The organism is Streptomyces sp. NBC_01788 (assembly GCF_035917575.1).
GTDB lineage: Bacteria > Actinomycetota > Actinomycetes > Streptomycetales > Streptomycetaceae > Streptomyces.
This window is the reverse complement of record NZ_CP109090.1, coordinates 6,261,678-6,278,103: the sequence shown is the minus strand read 5'-3', so window position 1 is coordinate 6,278,103 and position 16,426 is coordinate 6,261,678. Positions and strand designations below refer to the sequence as shown.

14 protein-coding genes are annotated in these 16,426 nt (G+C 73.8%); 8 read left to right on the top strand and 6 right to left on the bottom strand.

Annotation, left to right across the window (positions count from 1 at the left end; translation table 11 throughout):
• Positions 1-60 precede the first annotated feature (60 nt).
• Both OIE49_RS28340 and OIE49_RS28335 read left to right on the top strand, forming a co-directional pair.
• Positions 61-1,770 carry a PucR family transcriptional regulator gene (locus OIE49_RS28340; RefSeq protein ID WP_326804741.1) on the top strand — a complete coding sequence of 570 codons (1,710 nt, stop codon included), beginning with the start codon at positions 61-63 and terminating at the stop codon, positions 1,768-1,770.
• A 166-nt stretch (positions 1,771-1,936) separates the two neighbouring features.
• Entirely contained in the window at positions 1,937-2,710 is a 774-nt protein-coding gene (locus OIE49_RS28335; protein WP_326804740.1) for a hypothetical protein, read from the top strand.
• Between the two features lie 64 nt (positions 2,711-2,774).
• Here OIE49_RS28335 and OIE49_RS28330 read toward each other — a convergent pair whose 3' ends face one another.
• Positions 2,775-3,623 (bottom strand): GntR family transcriptional regulator, encoded by an 849-nt coding sequence (locus OIE49_RS28330; RefSeq protein WP_326804739.1) that lies wholly within the window; start codon positions 3,621-3,623, stop codon positions 2,775-2,777.
• 164 nt (positions 3,624-3,787) lie between these two features.
• Here OIE49_RS28330 and OIE49_RS28325 point away from each other — a divergent pair, with 164 nt between their 5' ends.
• Together OIE49_RS28325 and OIE49_RS28320 are read left to right on the top strand one after the other, a co-directional pair.
• Entirely contained in the window at positions 3,788-4,651 is an 864-nt protein-coding gene (locus OIE49_RS28325) for a (2Fe-2S)-binding protein (protein WP_326804738.1), read from the top strand.
• A 327-nt stretch (positions 4,652-4,978) separates the two neighbouring features.
• Positions 4,979-6,016, top strand: coding sequence for a DUF2637 domain-containing protein (locus OIE49_RS28320; protein ID WP_326804737.1), 1,038 nt, complete (start codon positions 4,979-4,981; stop codon positions 6,014-6,016).
• A 62-nt stretch (positions 6,017-6,078) separates the two neighbouring features.
• Here the strand turns inward: OIE49_RS28320 and OIE49_RS28315 are convergent, their stop codons facing one another.
• The 3 genes from OIE49_RS28315 to OIE49_RS28305 form a co-directional block, all read right to left on the bottom strand.
• A complete protein-coding gene (locus OIE49_RS28315; protein ID WP_100566459.1) occupies positions 6,079-6,573 on the bottom strand; it encodes an ATP-binding protein in 495 nt (164 codons plus the stop codon).
• 206 nt (positions 6,574-6,779) lie between these two features.
• On the bottom strand, positions 6,780-8,522 hold the full coding sequence (locus OIE49_RS28310) for a pyruvate dehydrogenase (RefSeq protein ID WP_100566458.1): 1,743 nt from the start codon (positions 8,520-8,522) through the stop codon (positions 6,780-6,782).
• 65 nt (positions 8,523-8,587) lie between these two features.
• On the bottom strand, positions 8,588-10,618 hold the full coding sequence (locus OIE49_RS28305) for a protein phosphatase 2C domain-containing protein (RefSeq protein ID WP_326804736.1): 2,031 nt from the start codon (positions 10,616-10,618) through the stop codon (positions 8,588-8,590).
• Between the two features lie 412 nt (positions 10,619-11,030).
• Here OIE49_RS28305 and OIE49_RS28300 point away from each other — a divergent pair, with 412 nt between their 5' ends.
• Positions 11,031-12,020, top strand: coding sequence for a helix-turn-helix domain-containing protein (locus tag OIE49_RS28300; protein ID WP_326804735.1), 990 nt, complete (start codon positions 11,031-11,033; stop codon positions 12,018-12,020).
• Between the two features lie 5 nt (positions 12,021-12,025).
• Here the strand turns inward: OIE49_RS28300 and OIE49_RS28295 are convergent, their stop codons facing one another.
• Together OIE49_RS28295 and OIE49_RS28290 are read right to left on the bottom strand one after the other, a co-directional pair.
• Complete coding sequence (locus OIE49_RS28295; RefSeq protein ID WP_326804734.1) at positions 12,026-12,532, bottom strand: methylated-DNA--[protein]-cysteine S-methyltransferase; 507 nt, start codon at positions 12,530-12,532, stop codon at positions 12,026-12,028.
• Positions 12,529-13,929 (bottom strand): AlkA N-terminal domain-containing protein, encoded by a 1,401-nt coding sequence (locus OIE49_RS28290; protein WP_326806347.1) that lies wholly within the window; start codon positions 13,927-13,929, stop codon positions 12,529-12,531. The genes OIE49_RS28295 and OIE49_RS28290 overlap by 4 nt, the downstream gene beginning before the upstream one ends.
• 416 nt (positions 13,930-14,345) lie before the next feature.
• On the opposite strand from OIE49_RS28290, the gene OIE49_RS28285 reads away from it, so the two are divergent.
• From OIE49_RS28285 to OIE49_RS28275, 3 genes are read left to right on the top strand one after another with little or no spacing between them, the layout of a single operon-like run.
• The gene (locus OIE49_RS28285) at positions 14,346-14,651 is read left to right on the top strand and encodes a hypothetical protein (RefSeq protein WP_326804733.1); all 306 of its coding nucleotides are present in this window, start codon (positions 14,346-14,348) and stop codon (positions 14,649-14,651) included.
• A gap of 7 nt (positions 14,652-14,658) precedes the next feature.
• Positions 14,659-15,654, top strand: a complete 996-nt coding sequence (locus OIE49_RS28280) for a COG1470 family protein (protein WP_326804732.1) — start codon at positions 14,659-14,661, stop codon at positions 15,652-15,654.
• Between the two features lie 28 nt (positions 15,655-15,682).
• The gene (locus OIE49_RS28275; RefSeq protein ID WP_326804731.1) at positions 15,683-16,315 is read left to right on the top strand and encodes a hypothetical protein; all 633 of its coding nucleotides are present in this window, start codon (positions 15,683-15,685) and stop codon (positions 16,313-16,315) included.
• The last annotated feature ends 111 nt before the right edge of the window (positions 16,316-16,426 follow it).

Sequence of the window (16,426 nt, the reverse complement as noted above, 5' to 3'; positions counted from 1 at the left end):
GGCGGGCCCCCGCCACATGATCCATCGTACTTTTCGAGACACAGAACGGCGGCGACGAGAATGCGGCTGCGCGCACTGCTGGACACCGATGCGCTGGGCCTGAAGCTGCTCGGCGGGGAGGAGGAGCTGGACCGCACCGTCCGGGGTGTCATGACCACCGACCTGCGCGATCCCAGCCGCTACCTCTCCGGCGGTGAGCTGGTGCTGTCGGGGCTCGCCTGGCGCCGGGACGCCGCCGACTCCGAGCCGTTCGTACGGATCCTGGTACGGGCCGGGGTGGCCGCCCTGGCGGCGGGCGAGGCGGAGCTGGGGCCAGTGCCCGAGGACCTCGTGGCGGCCTGCGCCCGGCACGGGCTGCCGCTGTTCGCGGTGAACGAGTCGGTGGCGTTCGCGACGATCACCGAGCACGTCGTGCGGCAGGTGTCCGGCGAGCGCGCCGGTGACCTCGCGGCCGTGGTGGAGCGGCACCGCAGGATGATGACGGCCGGCCCGGCGGGCGGCGGCCCGGACGTGGTGCTCGACCTGCTGGGCTCCGACCTGGACCTGCGGGCCTGGCTGCTCTCCCCCACCGGCCGGCTCATCGCCGGGCCCAGGGTGCCCGGTCCGGCGCTGGCCCCCGACGTGTGTGCCCGGCTCGCCGCCGAGCACCTGTCGGCCGCCCGCACCGGCCGGCGCGGCCCGCACCGGGTGACGCTGGGCCCGACGACGTACTCCCTGTTCCCCATCCGCGGCGGTGGCCGCTCGCCGCAATCCGCGCAGGCCGCTCCGGACGTGCGCGAGACGGTGCTGTCGGACTGGCTGCTGGCCGTGGAGGCGGACGCGGGCGAGTGGCCCGACGAGCGGCTGGACCTGCTCCAGGGCGTCACCCAGCTCATCGCGGTCGAACGGGACCGCCGCGACGCCGCCCGCACGGTGCGCAGGCGCCTGGCCCAGGAGGTGCTGGAGCTGGTGCAGACCGGCGCGCCGCCCGCGGAGGTCGCCGCGCGGCTGAGGGTGGCCGCGCCGGTGCTGCTGCCCGGTATCGGGGCGGCGCCGCACTGGCAGGTGATCGTGGCGAGCGTCGAGTGGGACGACGGGCGGGGCGAGGGCGGGCGGATCGCCCAGGCGCTCCTTGAGGAGATCCTCGTCGACGCTCCCCCCGGCTCTTCGGGCAGGGGGACGCACGGGAGCAGTGCCGAGCCCTCCGCCCGGACAGCCGTCGCCCACACGGACGACGAGGCGATCGCGCTCGTACCGCTCCCCGCCGTCTCGACCGAGCACGACGGCTCCGAGACCGGGATCCTCGCCGACGCGCTGCTGGAGGCCGTACGCGACCCGCTGTCGGCCGGACTCGACGGCGACGGGCGGCTCACCCTGGGCGTCAGCGCGACCGTGCACTCGGCCGAGGGGCTGCGCGGGGCACTGGAGGAGGCCCGGCACGCCCGGCGGGTCGCGGCGGCGCGCCCGGGGCGCGTCTGCGCGGCCGGGCACCAGGAGCTGGCCTCCCACGTACTGCTGCTGCCCTTCGTCCCGGACGACGTGCGCCGCGCCTTCACCGCGCGACTCCTTGACCCGCTGCGGGAGTACGACCGCCGTCACCGCGCCGAGCTGATCCCCACCCTGGAGGCCTTCCTCGACTGCGACGGCTCCTGGACCCGCTGCGCCACCCGGCTCCACCTGCACGTCAACACGCTGCGCTACCGGGTCGGGCGTATCGAGCAGTTGACGGGCCGTGACCTGTCCCGCCTGGAGGACAAGCTGGACTTCTTCCTGGCGCTGCGCATGAGTTGAGGCCGCGGCGGACGAGGGGGGCGCGCCACCTGTGCCCCCTCCGTCCCACGACTTTGTGAAATTTTTCACCCATCCTCTTGGCCGGGCCACGGATTTCGTGCTGAGATGCCGCCACCACTCAAGGCTCGATGGCGTGCTCGGGGAGGGCAACGTGGCGCATACCGCCATGTCTGGTAACGGAACGACCCCTGGTGACGATCCACTCCAGACCGCGGTATGGCGGCTGCGCTCACGCGCGTGCTGGGCCGACGCGGCGGCGCTGCTCCAGTCGGCCACCGCGGCCGCCGCGCTCCAGAGGACGGCGCTGCTGGTCGAACGCTGCCTGTACACCGAGGCGGGCTGGGAGGAGGCCGAGGACGCGCTGCGCACCGCGGAGGCGCTGGCCGACACCGACGAGGAGCGGGGCGCGGCCGCTTGTGAACGCGGGTACCTTGCCTACGCGGCCACGCTGCACGGCGTACGGGACCGGGCGGACGAGGCGCGGTCGGCGCTCGGCCGGGCCGCGGCGCTGGTGCCGCCCGGGGTGCCGGGGCGGGCCCTGCTGGACTTCCGGCGCGGTCTGATCGCGGAGAACCTCACCCGGTCCCCTCAGGCCGCGCACGCCGCCTTCCGGCGCGCGCACGCGGGCGCGATCGCGCACGGCGATCCGCTGCTGCTCTCCTTCACCTGGCGCCATCTGGCCGGACTGGCGCTGCGGGAGGGCGAGTTGGCCGAGGCCCGGAACGGCTTCGCCGAGTCGCTCCGCCTCAGCGAGGAACTGGGCTACCTCGTCGGCACCGCGCCGGCCCTGGTCTCCCTGTCCGACACGGAAACCGAACCGGAGGCGTCCCGCCTGCGCGAGGAGGCCCGCCGCCTGTTCCGTCTCCTGGGCGGCGTACCGACCTGGCTGGCCCACCAACTGGCACCAGCCCCACCGGCACCGGGGGCGGCGACGGTCTGAGCGGGAAGCGGGCCGCGCACGGCCCGCACCCTTCGGTCCGCGCGTCCGCTGGTCCGCTGGTCCGCTAGTCCGCTCCTGCGAAGTGCTCGGTGGCCAGGCTGCGGACCACTTCCACGTCGCGGGCGACGAGGGCGTCGAGGAGGGCGGTGTGTTCGGCCGCGTCGGCGAGCAGGTCGGCGCGGGCCGGGCGGACGGCGCCGCCGACGAGCGGCCACTGCGCGCGGCGGTGCAGGTCATCGGCGATCTGGACGAGCTGCTCGTTCCCGGAGAGGGACAGCACCGCGCGGTGGAAGGCGCGGTCGGCCTCGGCGTAGGTCGCCCGGCAGCCGGAGGACGCGGCCCGCACGGTGGCCTCGGCGAGCGGCCGCAGCTCGGCCCAGCGCTCGACGGGCACGCGGCGGGCCAGCCGCAGCATCACCGGCACCTCCAGCAGGGCCCGCACCTCGGCCAGTTCGGCGAGCTCGCGGCCGCCTCGCTCGACCACCCGGAAGCCGCGGTTGGGCACGACCTCGACGGCGCCCTCCAGCGTGAGTTGCTGCATCGCCTCGCGCACGGGGGTCGCGGACACCCCGAACCGCTCGCCGAGCGCGGGCGCCGAGTAGACCTCGCCGGGTTTCAGTTCCCCCGCCACCAGGGCAGTGCGCAGGGCCTGCAGGATCTGACCGCGCACGGAGGAGCGCCGCACCAGGGGCCGGGGGCTCGGCACGGGCGCTTCGCCGTGCGTGTGCTCGCCGCGGACGCCCTCCGCCGGGCGGTCCGCGGCAGCCGTGGCCTCCTGCTTTCGCCACGGATCAGCGGCTCCCTGCTCGCGCCGCAGGTCCCCGGCCTGCGGCTGGCACGGCACACGCGGCACGGCGCTCCCGCCGGCCCCGGGGGTCCGGATGCCGGTGGAGTCCTGCGCGCCCTGCTTCACGGTTCTCCTCCGGGCTTGGGGTGCTTGAGGTGCTTGTGGTCATTACGGCGGGTTGTCGACCAGCCGTCAAGCACCTTAGGCACTGTAGGCCAAGGCTTCACATTTCGATTGAGTGAAGTAAGGTAAGCCTTACCTGCAGTCGATGTGAAAACGGTGGATCCGGCATGCCTGTGCCCCCTTCGGCCGTGGCGGACGCCTACGACCGCCTCACCGAGGTCTTCCCCGGCCTCACGGTGACGGAGCCCGGCCCCGGCGAGCCCGTCCCGGACGGCGGCGGCTGGACCCCGGCCGCCTCCCTCGCGGCGGGCGGGACCGGCCTGGACGCCTTCCTGGCCTGGGACGACGCCCAGGTGCTGCGCGACTACGGCACACCCGCCCGCCCGGACGTCGTGGCGACCTTCGGACTGCACCGCTACGCCTGGCCCGCCTGCCTGCTGTTCACCGTGCCGTGGTTCCTGCACCGCCGGGTGCCCCGTCTCCCCGTGACCCACGTCTCCTACGACCGGACCGCCGGCCGCATGGCCGTACGTCCCACCGCCTTCGCCTGCCTGCCGGGCGACCCGGCGGCCTCGCTGCCCGGCGCGCGCGTCGTGCCCGACGAGGAGGCGCTGCGGGCCGAACTGCGCGCGGCCGTCGCCGAGCACCTGGAGCCCGTGCTGACCGGGTTCGGCCCCCGCATGCGCCGACGCGGGCGCGCCCTGTGGGGCATGGCGACCGACGAGATCGTCGAGGGTCTCTGGTACGTCGCCCATCTGCTCGGCGAGCAGCGGCGGGCGATGCGCGAACTGGAACTGCTGCTGCCGGGAGCGACCCGGCCGTACGTCGGCTCCGCCGCCTTCCGGGAGCTGACCGGGCCGGACGGCGAGTCTCCCCCAAGCTCTTCGAGCAGGGGGTACCCCCAGCCCACCCGCGACCGGGCGAGCTGCTGCATGTTCTACACCGTGCGCCCCGAGGACCTCTGCGTCACCTGCCCGCGCACCCGCGACGCGGACCGGATCGCCAAACTGACGGCCGCCGCCGCGGGCTGAACCACCGTCACACCGGGACGAACCGGCCCCTGCGGTCCGAAGGACCCACCGCGATCGCGTAAGATCACCTGCGACTGGGACACCCACAAGGTCACAGGTGATTCACAAAATCCTCACCTGCCGCGGGAACTATCCGCGGAACCATCCGTATGGGTAGTCTTATTCGAACTCAACTCCCGCCCCTCAAGCGGCAGTTCGAGCAGAACGCCGCCCCGGGCATCCCCTTGCACCTCCTTGGCGGCCTCTTGCCCCGAAAACCCCTGAGGGCCGATGGGATTGGGTCACTATGGCGGGCGTTACGCCCTATCCCAATGCAAGGGACCCCAGATGAGACTGACCGACATATCGCTGAATTGGCTGCTTCCGGGCGCCGTGCTGCTCCTGGGCGTGCTGACGGCGGTTGCGGTGCTCGTGCGCGGCAAGCGCTCCTCCGGGGAGAACGCGAGCGCGGACGACTCGTGGGAGCGCAGCGAGGAGCGCCGCAGGCGCAAGGAGGCCGTCTACGGCACGGCCTCCTACGTACTGCTGTTCTGCTGTGCGGCGGTGGCCGCCGCGCTCTCCTTCCACGGCCTGGTCGGCTTCGGCGAGCAGAACCTCGGCCTGAGTGGCGGCTGGCAGTACCTCGTGCCGTTCGGCCTGGACGGCGCGGCGATGTTCTGTTCCGTGCTCGCGGTGCGCGAGGCCAGCCACGGTGACGCGGCGCTCGGCTCCCGGATACTCGTGTGGATGTTCGCCGCCGCCGCGGCCTGGTTCAACTGGGTGCACGCGCCCAGGGGCCTCGACCACGCGGGGGCGCCGCACTTCTTCGCGGGCATGTCGCTCTCGGCCGCGGTCCTGTTCGACCGCGCGCTGAAGCAGACCCGCCGGGCCGCCCTGCGCGAGCAGGGTCTGGTGCCGCGCCCCCTGCCGCAGATCCGCATGGTGCGCTGGCTGCGGGCGCCGCGTGAGACCTACAAGGCCTGGTCGCTGATGCTCCTGGAGGGCGTGCGCAGCCTGGACGAGGCGGTCGAAGAGGTGCGCGAGGACGAGCGCCAGAAGACGGAGAACCGGCGACTGCGGCGCGAGCAGGAGCGCATGGAGCGGGCGCAGCTGAAGGCGCTCAGCCGGGGCCACCGCGGCTTCGTCGGGCGCGGCGGCCGGCAGACGGAGCAGCAGGCCCTGGAGCGCGGCTCCAGCCAGGTCACCACGGAGCCTGCCATAGCGGCGGCGGAGCTTCCGGCGCTCACGCGCCCGTCCCTGCAGCCCGTCCGCAAGGGTTCCGAGAGCGGCGCCGTCGACCTCACCGCGGAGGACGACACAATGGCTTTGCCGCGTCTCGACTCCCTGGAGCGCAAGCTCAAGGACCTGGAGCAGCAGTTCGGCTAGGAGCCGGTCGATCCGACCGGTGACGGGTGGGGCGCGGCCGTGCGGGCCGCGCCCCACCCGTTTCACGCGGCCTGGGCGCCCAGTTCGAACCAGACGGACTTTCCGACGCCGTGCATGCACACGCCCCATGTGTCCGCGAGGGACTGCACCAGGACCAGGCCACGCCCGCCGGTGCTCTCGCCCGTCCCCTGGGCCCGGGGCCGAGGCCGTCGGGCGACGAAGTCCCGTACCTCCACGCGCAGTCCGTGCGTGGACACGGTGGCCGTGAGGACCGCGTCGGCGTCGGTGTGGACGAGCGCGTTGGTGACCAGCTCGCTGGTGAGCAGTTCCGCGACGTCCGACGTGCCCGGCCCGCCCCAGTGGCGCAGCAGTGCGCGCAGCGCCCGTCGCGCCTCGGGCACCGCCTTGAGATCGGCCCGTCCCAGCCTGCACCTGAGCTGGGGCGGCGCGGGCCGGCCGGGTAAGCCGCCCGCCGCTCTTTCCGTCTGTTCCTCCGCCGTCCGAGCCGAGGAGGCCCCGACCATGGCGGGACCGCCCCCTCGCGCCTGCGTCTCCATGTCCCCCGTCCGCGTGCCGATGTCGGTTCCCCTACGGTTCGAACACGTTCACGGAGATCCATGCCCCATGGAGCACACGTCAGTCATGCCGAATGCCCGATGCCCGGGCGTTCGGACAACCCCAGTGGAACTTGGCCGAAGTACGACGCTTTCGTACGGCGCCTCGGTTTCGGTCAGTGCGGTGGCCGGCGCGACGCGGCAGCTCACTATGGCCGGGGCATGTTGCGCAGGTTGGAGCGGGCCATCTGCACCATGCGGCCGACGCCTCCGTCCAGGACCATCTTCGAGGCCGACAGTGCGAACCCGGTCACCATCTCGGCCCTGATCTTCGGCGGGATCGACAGGGCGTTGGGGTCGGTGACGACGTCCACGAGGGCGGGGCCCTTGTGGCTGAATGCCTCCTTCAGGGCGCCCGCGAGATGCTTCGGCTTCTCCACCCGGACGCCGTGGGCGCCGCAGGCGCGGGCGACGGCGGCGAAGTCGGGGTTTTTCATGGCCGTCCCGTAGGAGGGCAGGCCCGCCACCATCATCTCCAACTCCACCATGCCCAAGGAGGAGTTGTTGAACAGGACGACCTTCACGGGCAGGTCGTACTGCACCAGGGTCAGGAAGTCGCCCATCAGCATGGCGAATCCGCCGTCCCCGGACATGGACACGACCTGGCGGCGGCGGTCGGTGAACTGCGCGCCGATCGCCATCGGCAGCGCGTTGGCCATCGAGCCGTGCGAGAAGGAACCGATGACGCGGCGGCGCCCGTTGGGCGAGATGTAGCGGGCGCCCCAGACATTGCACATGCCGGTGTCGATGGTGAACACGGCGTCGTCGTCGGCCACTTCGTCCAGGACAGCGGCCACGTACTCGGGGTGGATCGGGACGTGCTTGTCCACCTTCCTCGTGTACGCCTTGACGACCCCCTCCAGCGCGTCCGCGTGCTTCTTCAGCATCCGGTCCAGAAAACGCCGGTCGGCCTTGACCCGCACCCTCGGCACGAGGCAGCGCAGGGTCTCCTTCACATCGCCCCACACCGCGAGGTCGAGGCGGGAACGGCGGCCGAGGTTCTCCGGCCGGACGTCGACCTGGGCGATCTTCACATCGGTGGGCAGGAAGGCGTTGTACGGGAAGTCCGTGCCGAGCAGGATCAGCAGGTCGCACTCGTGGGTGGCCTCGTAGGCGGCGCCGTAGCCGAGCAGTCCGCTCATGCCGACGTCGTACGGGTTGTCGTACTGGATGAACTCCTTGCCGCGCAGCGCGTGCCCGACCGGGGACTTGATGCGCTCGGCGAACTCCATCACCTCGGCGTGCGCGCCCGCCGTGCCGCTGCCGCAGAAGAGGGTGATCCGGTCGGCCTCGTCGATCATCTCGACGAGCCGGTCGATCTCGGCGTCGCCGGGCCGGACGGTGGGCCGGGAGGTGACGATGGCGGTCTCGGCGGCCCGTTCGGGCGCGGGCTCGGCGGCGATGTCGCCGGGCAGTGCCACCACGCTGACGCCGCGGCGCCCCACCGCGTTCTGGATGGCCGTCTGGAGCAGCCGGGGCATCTGCTTGGGGTTGGAGATCAGTTCGCTGTAGTGGCTGCAATCGGCGAACAGCCGGTCGGGGTGGGTCTCCTGGAAGTAGCCGAGGCCGATCTCGCCGGAGGGGATGTGCGAGGCGAGGGCGAGGACCGGGGCCATGGAGCGGTGGGCGTCGTACAGGCCGTTGATCAGGTGCAGGTTGCCGGGCCCGCAGGAGCCGGCGCAGGCCGTCAGATGTCCCGTGATCTGGGCCTCGGCGCCGGCCGCGAAGGCGGCGGTCTCCTCGTGGCGGACGTGGATCCAGTCGATGGCGGCGTTGCGGCGGACCGCGTCGACGACCGGGTTCAGGCTGTCCCCGACCACGCCGTACAGGCGTTTGACTCCGGCGCGGACGAGGATGTCGACGAACTGCTCTGCGACGCTCTGCTTGGCCATGGCTCTCGGGCACCCCTTCGGTCTGCCGCGGATCCTCCGCCTCCATGAAGGCACAGCCCAGGCGCTCACGCCTCCCACACGGCGGCGGCCGTACGGTCGTCCGCGTATCCCTTGACCCGCGCCTGGGCGTCCGCCAGGAACGCGGCGAGGCCCGGCGGGGCGGGGTCGGACCACCGTCGGGCGAGGTGGGCGCACAGCTCGGGCTCGCCGCGGAGCGGGTCGGCCAGACCGGCGGTGCACATCAGCAGCGTGTCACCCGGTTGGGCCACGGAAGCGCGGAAGCGGAAGGGTTCGCGAGGCGGTTCGGGGGCCGGGTCGTACGGGTTGGGCGGGGTGGTGATGCCGAGGTCGATGGTGAGCCGGTCGCCGTCCGGGGTCTCGGACGGCGGCGAGCCGAAGCCGACCACGGGGTGACCGGGCGTCTCGGTGACGCCGGGTTCGATGTCCTGCCACTCGCCCTCGCGCAGCCGGAACAGGCCGCCGGGACCGACGCCGAAGAACACGCGCACGCGGCATTCGGGGTCGGCGGGCAGGAGCAGGCAGCGCAGGCCGGCTGAGTACTGCCCCGGATCGACGCCCTGTTCGGCGGCGTCCGCGCGGAGTCTGCCGAGGCTGCGGTCGGTGAGGCGGTGCAGGCCGGACTTCAGGTCGCCGCGCCGGGCGGCGCGGATGTCCTCGGTCAGCCGTGCGTGGCTGCGGCCCACGGACTCGGCGATCCACCGGCACACCTCGGCGGCCGCGCGGTGCGCCCCCGGGGCGGCGCGGGCGCCGGTGGCCATCGCGACCAGCACGAGTGCCTGGTCCCCCGCGCCGAAGCGCACGGTGAGCATCGCGTCGCGCCGCGACTCGCCCCGAAACCTGGCGGAGTCGCCCCGCACCGACACGGCCCGCAACGTGCAGCTCCCGTACGCGGCCCCGTCCAGCACGGTGTCCGGCACCACGTCGTCCAGCCCCTCCGGATCGGCCATCGGCAACGCGGTGGGCTCGGCCGCGTAGGTGGGCGGCCGGGCTCCGACGTGACGGACGGTGAGGTCGGTGCTCCGGGCACCCGGTGCGGCGTACGCCGCCCCACGGGCCGCCTCAGGCCCGGAGCCGCCCACGGCCCCGACGGCCGGAGGTTCCGGCGGCGAGGGAGGCGCGGCGGGCGGCGGAGGCGCGGCGGCGGACGGAGAAGCGGACGGGAACGGCCGGGCGGACGGAGGTGAGGCAGGGGGCGAGGACGAACGAGCGGGCGGGACGGAGGGCGCGTACGGAGGCGGAGAAGCGGGCGAGGGCACGGACGCCCGCGGAGGCGCGGACGGAGGCGGAGAAGCGGGCGTGTGCGGAGGAGGGGACGGTGGCGGAGAAGCAGGCGTGTGCGGAGGAGGGGACGGTGGCGGAGAAGCAGGCGCGGACGGAGGCGGAGAAGCCGGCGAGGGCACGGACCCGCGCGGAGGCGAGGGCGGTGGCGGAGCACCAGGCGCGGACGGAGAAGCAGGCGCAGGCGGAGGCGACGACGGAGGGAGCGAAGACGGCCACGGAGGCGCGGACGGAGGAGGGGACGAGGACGGAGGCCGCCTCGCGGCGGGGCCGGCCGGGTCGGCGGCGTTCCTGGGCGAGGAGCCGCCCGCACCGGAGCCGGTGACGCCCCAGGACGTCGACTCGGCGGAGTCCGGCGACTGGCTCTCGTCCACCCCCTCGGCGGAAGCGGGCGGTCGAGCCACCCACTCCGACGCCACGCGCCCGTCGTCCCCGGCCACCCCCGAAGCCGCCCCGTCGCCCGACGCCCGTCCGGCCGTCACAGCCCCGGACCCCCAGGCAGCCCCCGGAGCCGGGCCGTCGGCCGGGGCGGAGGGCCGGTCCGTCCCCGGGGGCGGGGCCTCCGGGACGGGGTCGGGGGTGTCGCGCCACCAGTCCCGTTCCGGGGCCGGGGCGTTGTCCGGGGTGGGTGGTGGTGTGCCCCGGGAGGGGGCGCCCAGTGTTCCGGTCGCTGAGGCGAAGCGGTCGTCCAGGGTGTCGGCCTCGGACGCGGGGCCGGTGTCCCCGGCGGAGTCGTTGTACAACTGGCCCCACCAGTCGTCCTCTTGACCGGTGGGACTTCCCCCCTGCTGGCTCATGCCGCCAATTGTCCACCGCACGGGCCCTGTGGGAACGGGGCATCGGGAAATCCGGACGAAGTCGCCGGGTGGCTCCACCCCCCACGGATGAGCCGCCCGGCGACATCATGGCCCGGTCGGCCGAAACCCCGCCGTCCGGAACACCCCCGACGCGGCCCGCGTGTCCGGACCGGGCACCGCGGGCAGGGCCGCCAAACAGCCCAGCCACCGCACCTGGCGCGTATCCGCGCAGGCCACGCCGGTGGCCGGACACCGGGCACCCTTCGGTGCTTCGGTGGCGCCACCTTGTCAGAGTGACCGGTGGTACAGCGATGATGTGCCGCGGCGGGTTTGCGCCGTGGCTGTTTCCCGCCACCGCCGACGCGCCGCGGAACGTGATGCCGGGGATCCGAAAGGGGAGGGACAGCAGCTGATGCTGGCAGCGATAGGCCTGGACGAGACACACGAGGCGGCGTACCGGGCCCTGGTGTCCGTGGGCGCCGCCGAGGTCCCCGATCTCGCGCGCCGGCTGACGCTCGGCGAGCGGGACACCGAGCACGCCCTGCGCCGCCTGGAACGGCACGGACTCGCGGCCCAGTCCCCGGCCCGGCCCGGCCGCTGGGTGGCCGCGCCACCCGGGGTGGCGCTGGGCGCACTGCTCACCCAGCACCGCCACGAGCTGGAGAAGGCGGAACTGGCCGCCGCGCTGCTCGCCGAGGAGTTCCGCGCCGCGGCCTCCGAGCCCGCCGTGCACGACCTGGTCGAGGTGGTCACCGGTGCCCCCGCGGTCGCGCAGCGCTTCCTCCAGCTCCAGCTCGGGGCCAGCGAGGAGGTGTGCGCGCTGGTCACGGGCAACCCGATCGCCGTCTCCTCGCTGGAGAACCACGCCGAGGAGCAGGCGGTCGCCCGCGGGGTCCGCTACCGGGTGGTGCTGGAGCGCGCCGTACTGGACCGGCCGAACGGCGTCGCGGAGCTGACCGCCGCGCTCAGCCGCGACGAACAGGTGCGGGTCGTCGAGACCGTGCCGACCAAACTGGTCATCGCCGACGGCACGCTCGCCATGGTGCCCCTCACCTCGCACACCCCGGAGCCCACCGCGCTGGTCGTGCACGCCAGCGGCCTGCTGGAGCTGCTGTACGGGCTGTTCGAGTCGGTATGGCGGCAGGCGCTGCCGCTGCGGCTCGGGGAGTCCGGTGTGACCGAGGAGGGACCGGACGGCCCCGACGCCATCGACCTGGAGGTTCTGTCGCTGCTGCTGGCCGGGCTGACCGACGCGAGCGTCGCCAAGCAGCTCGACCTGGGCCTGCGGACCGTGCAGCGCCGGGTGAAGCGGCTGATGGAGCTGACCGAGGTGAGCACCCGGCTCCAACTGGGCTGGCACGCCTACGAACGGGGCTGGGTGGCCCGCGAGCGCCACGGCTGACGCGCTTACAACGCGCCCTCCAGGGTGAGGAGCCGCACCTTCCGTTCGAGCCCGCCCGCGTACCCGGTCAGGGAACCGTCCGCGCCGATCACGCGGTGGCAGGGGCGCAGCAGGAGAAGCGGGTTGGCGCCGATGGCTCCGCCGACGGCCCGAACAGCGGCGCGGGGAGCGCCGATCCGCGCGGCGATCTCGCCGTACGTGGCCGTCGAGCCGTACGGAACGTCGTCGAGGGCGGCCCACACCCGCTCCCGGAACGCGGTGCCGGAGGTACGCAACGGCAGCCGGAACTCCTTGAGTTCACCGGCGAAGTAGGCCCGTAGCTGTTCCTCCGCCTCGCGGAAGGGCCCGGCGTCCTGCCGCCAGGCGGCCTGGACCTCGCGACCGCCCTTCTGGCCGGGCACGGACAGCGAGCTCAGCGCGCCGGTGGAGTCGGCGGTCAGCAGCAGCGGGCACAGCGGGCTGTCGAGGGTGGTCCAGTACGTCGTACCGGTAAGGGCGGTGTGCGTGGTCATGGGGTCGTCTCCAGCTCTCCGGCGGCGCACAGGTGCCGCAGGGCGTACGAGCGCCAGGGGCGCCAGCTTTCGGGGGTGTCCGCGCCGGGCGGTGCCACGTCGGGGTCGCCGAGGGCGCGGGTGCGGATGGCGGCGGCCGTGGCCGGATCCAGGCCGGGCAGGGCGAGCAGCGCCCGGTGTGTGTCGTCGCGGTCGGCGCCGGGGTCGAGCCGTACCGTGCCGTCGGCGAGGGCGGCGGCCAGGGCGCCCAGGGGGCTGTCCGGCTCGGCCCCGGCGAGGACGTCCGGCTCGGGGAAGAGGTGGGTCAGCGTGCCGCTGGGCGCGTCCAGGGCCTTGCCGTGGCGCTGTACCAGCTCCGCGGCGGCCGCCGGACCCACCAGCGCGCGGATCGCCGTCTCCGGCGGGTCCGCCGAGCCCGGCGAGCGCAGTCCTGGCCGGGCGGCGACCAGCGGGGCCAGCCGCGGGTCCGCGCCGAGCCGCTCGTCGACGGCGTACGGGTCGGCGTCCAGGTCGAACAGCCGGCGCAGCCGCTGCACGGCCGTGGTCAGATCGCGCGGGTCGGTCAGGTGGAGCCGGGCCTCCAGCCAGCCGCCGGGATGGGCACCGGACCCGGCCCGCGGCGCGCCGGAGCGCTCGTCCACGGCGACGGTCCCGGTGCCGTACGGCAGGCGCAGGGTGCGCCGGTAGGTCCGCCGGCCGGGCGTGCCGCCGATCTCCTCGACGCCGGGCACGGCCTCGTGCTCCAGCAGGTCGAAGACGGGCCCGGACTGGTAGGGGCCCCGGTGGGCGAGCCGCAGCGGGATGCCCGCGGTGGGTGCCGCGGGGCGGCGGCCCCGGGGGCTGCGGGCGGTGTCGCGCAGCTCGCTGGGGGTCGCGGCGTAGACGGACCGCATCGTGTCGTTGAACTGCCGCACGCTGGCGAACCCGGCCGCGAACGCGATCCGGGTGACCGGCAGGTCCGTGGTCTGGAGCAGGACGCGCGCGCTGTGGGCCCGCTGGGTGCGGGCGAGCGCGACGGGCCCGGCGCCCAGCTCGGCGGTGAGCTGCCGGCGCACCTGCCGCTCGCTGTAGCCGAGCCGCGCGGCGAGTCCGGCGACGCCCTCCCGGTCGATCACGCCGTCGCCGATCAGCCGCATGGCCCGCCCGACGGCGTCGGCCCGGACGTTCCAGTCGGCGGAGCCGGGCACCGCGTCCGGCCGGCAGCGCCGGCAGGCGCGGAAGCCCTCGCCCTGCGCGGCGGCTGCCGTGGCGTAGAACCGCACGTGGTGCCGTTTGGGGGTGACGGCCGGGCAGCTGGGACGGCAGTAGATCCCGGTCGTCTCGACGGCGAAGAAGAACTCCCCGTCGAACCGGCCGTCCCGGCTGCGTACGGCCTCGTACCTGCTGTCCTCGTCCATCACGCCGTCCAGTGTCCGCCTCCGCGCGGGGGTGCCGCTGGCGGAAATCGGACACCGCGCCCGGCGTGACACGCGTACGGGATTGGTACCTGCGGGTGTCCGTGTACGCGTCCTGTCGGAGCCTACGGGCGCCGCGGCGGCAGCACTGGTACCTCTGTGGGCCAACTGATCTTCGGAAGAACGCAGATGAGAACTTTGCCCGCGGTGGCTGTCGGAGCCGCCGTGCTCGTGCTGGCCGCGGTGACGCCTTCGGCTCAAGCCCAGGACACAGCAGTCACGTTCACCGTGCAGGGTGGGGCCCTGGCCGTGAGCACACCGGCGTCCGCGGCGTTGTCGAACACCACCTTCGGTGGGACGGCGACCGGCCAGCTCGGCGCGGTAACGGTCAACGACCAGCGCGGTGTTGTGCCCGCTCCGTGGACGGCGACGGTGACGTCCACGGCCTTCACCACCGGCGCCGGCGGTGCCAACCAGTCCATCCCGACAGCAACGTCGAGTACTGGTCGGGGCCCGCCACCAGCACCAACGGCAGTGGGACCTTCACTCCGGGCCAGCCCACCGCCGCCGCGGCCGTCGCACTCTCCTCCGCGCAGACGGCGTTCGCGCACACCGCGGGTGGCGGCGCCAACAGCGCCTCCTGGGACCCGACGGTGATCGTGAACGTCCCCAGCACCGTCGCCTCCGGCGCGTACACCGGCACGATCACACACTCGGTGGCCTGACAGCACCATGAAGCGAGTTCTGGCAATCCTGGCGGCGGCTGGGCTGTTCATCCTGCCCGCCGCCGCCACGGCACACCCGGCGCCGGACGTCCCCCGGATCACCCTGGGCATCAAGCTGCTCGAAGCCCCCGTCGAGCGCAGGGACGACCCGCGTGCCTCCAGTTACATCATCGACCACCTGGCGCCCGGCAGTACGATCCGCCGAAGACTCGAGGTCGTCAACGACAGCTCCGAACCGCTCAGGTTGGGCATGTACGCCGGGAAGGCGGGCATCCACAAGGGCAGGTTCGTCTACCCCCCGGACGGCAGGCGCAACGAACTCGCCCACTGGATCTCCCTGGAGCCCGCCCGCCTCGAACTGCACCCGCACAGCACGGCACGGGTGCGGGCCACCATCCGCGTGCCCCGAAGGGCCTCGGAAGGCGAACGCTACGGCGTGATCTGGGCCCAGCACCGCTCGGCCCCGCACGGGGACGCCAACATCGCCATGGTCCAGCGGGTCGGCGTCCGCGTCTATGTCGACATCGGTCCCGGCGGCGAACCGGCCTCCGACTTCCGGATCACCGGCCTCGTCCCCGCTCGCGACCGCGGCGGCCTGCCCCGGCTCCGGGCCCGGGTGCGCAACACCGGGGCGCGGGCCGTGGACCTCAGCGGCAGGCTGATGCTGAGGAACGGCCCGGACGGTCTGGCGGCAGGGCCCTTCGCCGGCAGTCAGGGACCCACGCTCGCACCCGGCCACACCGGCGAGATCACCTTCGCTCTCGGCAGCCGCATTCCCGATGGGCCCTGGACGGCGGAGGTCACCCTGCGCAGCGGACTCGTCGAGCACACCGCCACCGGGCGCCTCTCCTTCCCCGACGCCGGAGACGGGCGGCCGGTACAGGCGATGATCGCCTCCGTCGGTTCCCACCGCCGCCTCTGGGCGGGAGGTGGCGCCGCCCTCGCGGCCCTCGGTCTGGGCGTACTCGCCGTACGCAGACGCGGCCGGAACACCTCCTCCTGACCACACACCACAGCATCGACGGACATTTGTGCACACTCGCATCCTGCTCACCACCGCCCTGCTCACGGCGGTCATCCAGCCTTCCCCGTCGCCCTCGGCCTCCGCGCCGATCATGCCCGTGGAAGGCTCCGGCACGCCGAACGCGGCAGAGACGGAGCAGGGAACCTCCGCCATGACCCGCGCGCCGAGGTCCCCGGACGCGGCCCCGTCCTCGCGGGACGCGGAGCCGCCCCCCACCCGTGCTCCGGCGGACGCGGACCTCACGATCAGCGTGCCGGCCACCGCCAATCTGGGCGCGGCCTCGGCCGGCAGCACACACAGCGCCCAACTGGGCACCGTCACCGTCACCGGCCAGCAGGAGCCGGAGTGGACGGTCACCGTGACCGCCACGGCGCTGACCACCACGGGCGGCACGATCCCCACCGGCGACATCGCGTACTGGTCCGGACCCGCCACCGCCGAATCGTCCCCCGGAACGTGCCGTCCAGGACAGAGCGGTGCCGGCAGCCAGGTCACGCTGAACGCGGCGCGCACGGCGTTCTCCTACACGGGGTCGAGCGGCAACGAGAGCTGCAGCTGGAACCCGACCGTGGTCATCACCGTGCCCGCCAACGCTCCCGTCGGCCAGTACAGCGGCACCATCACCCACTCCGTCGCCTGATCGGCTGCACCGTGCGGCACCGCGGTCCGGCGCGCTGATACGCGCCGGGTCGGTGCCGGAGCGTCCGCCGCCCGGGCCGCCGACTCCCACTCAAGATCATCGGCGATGCCG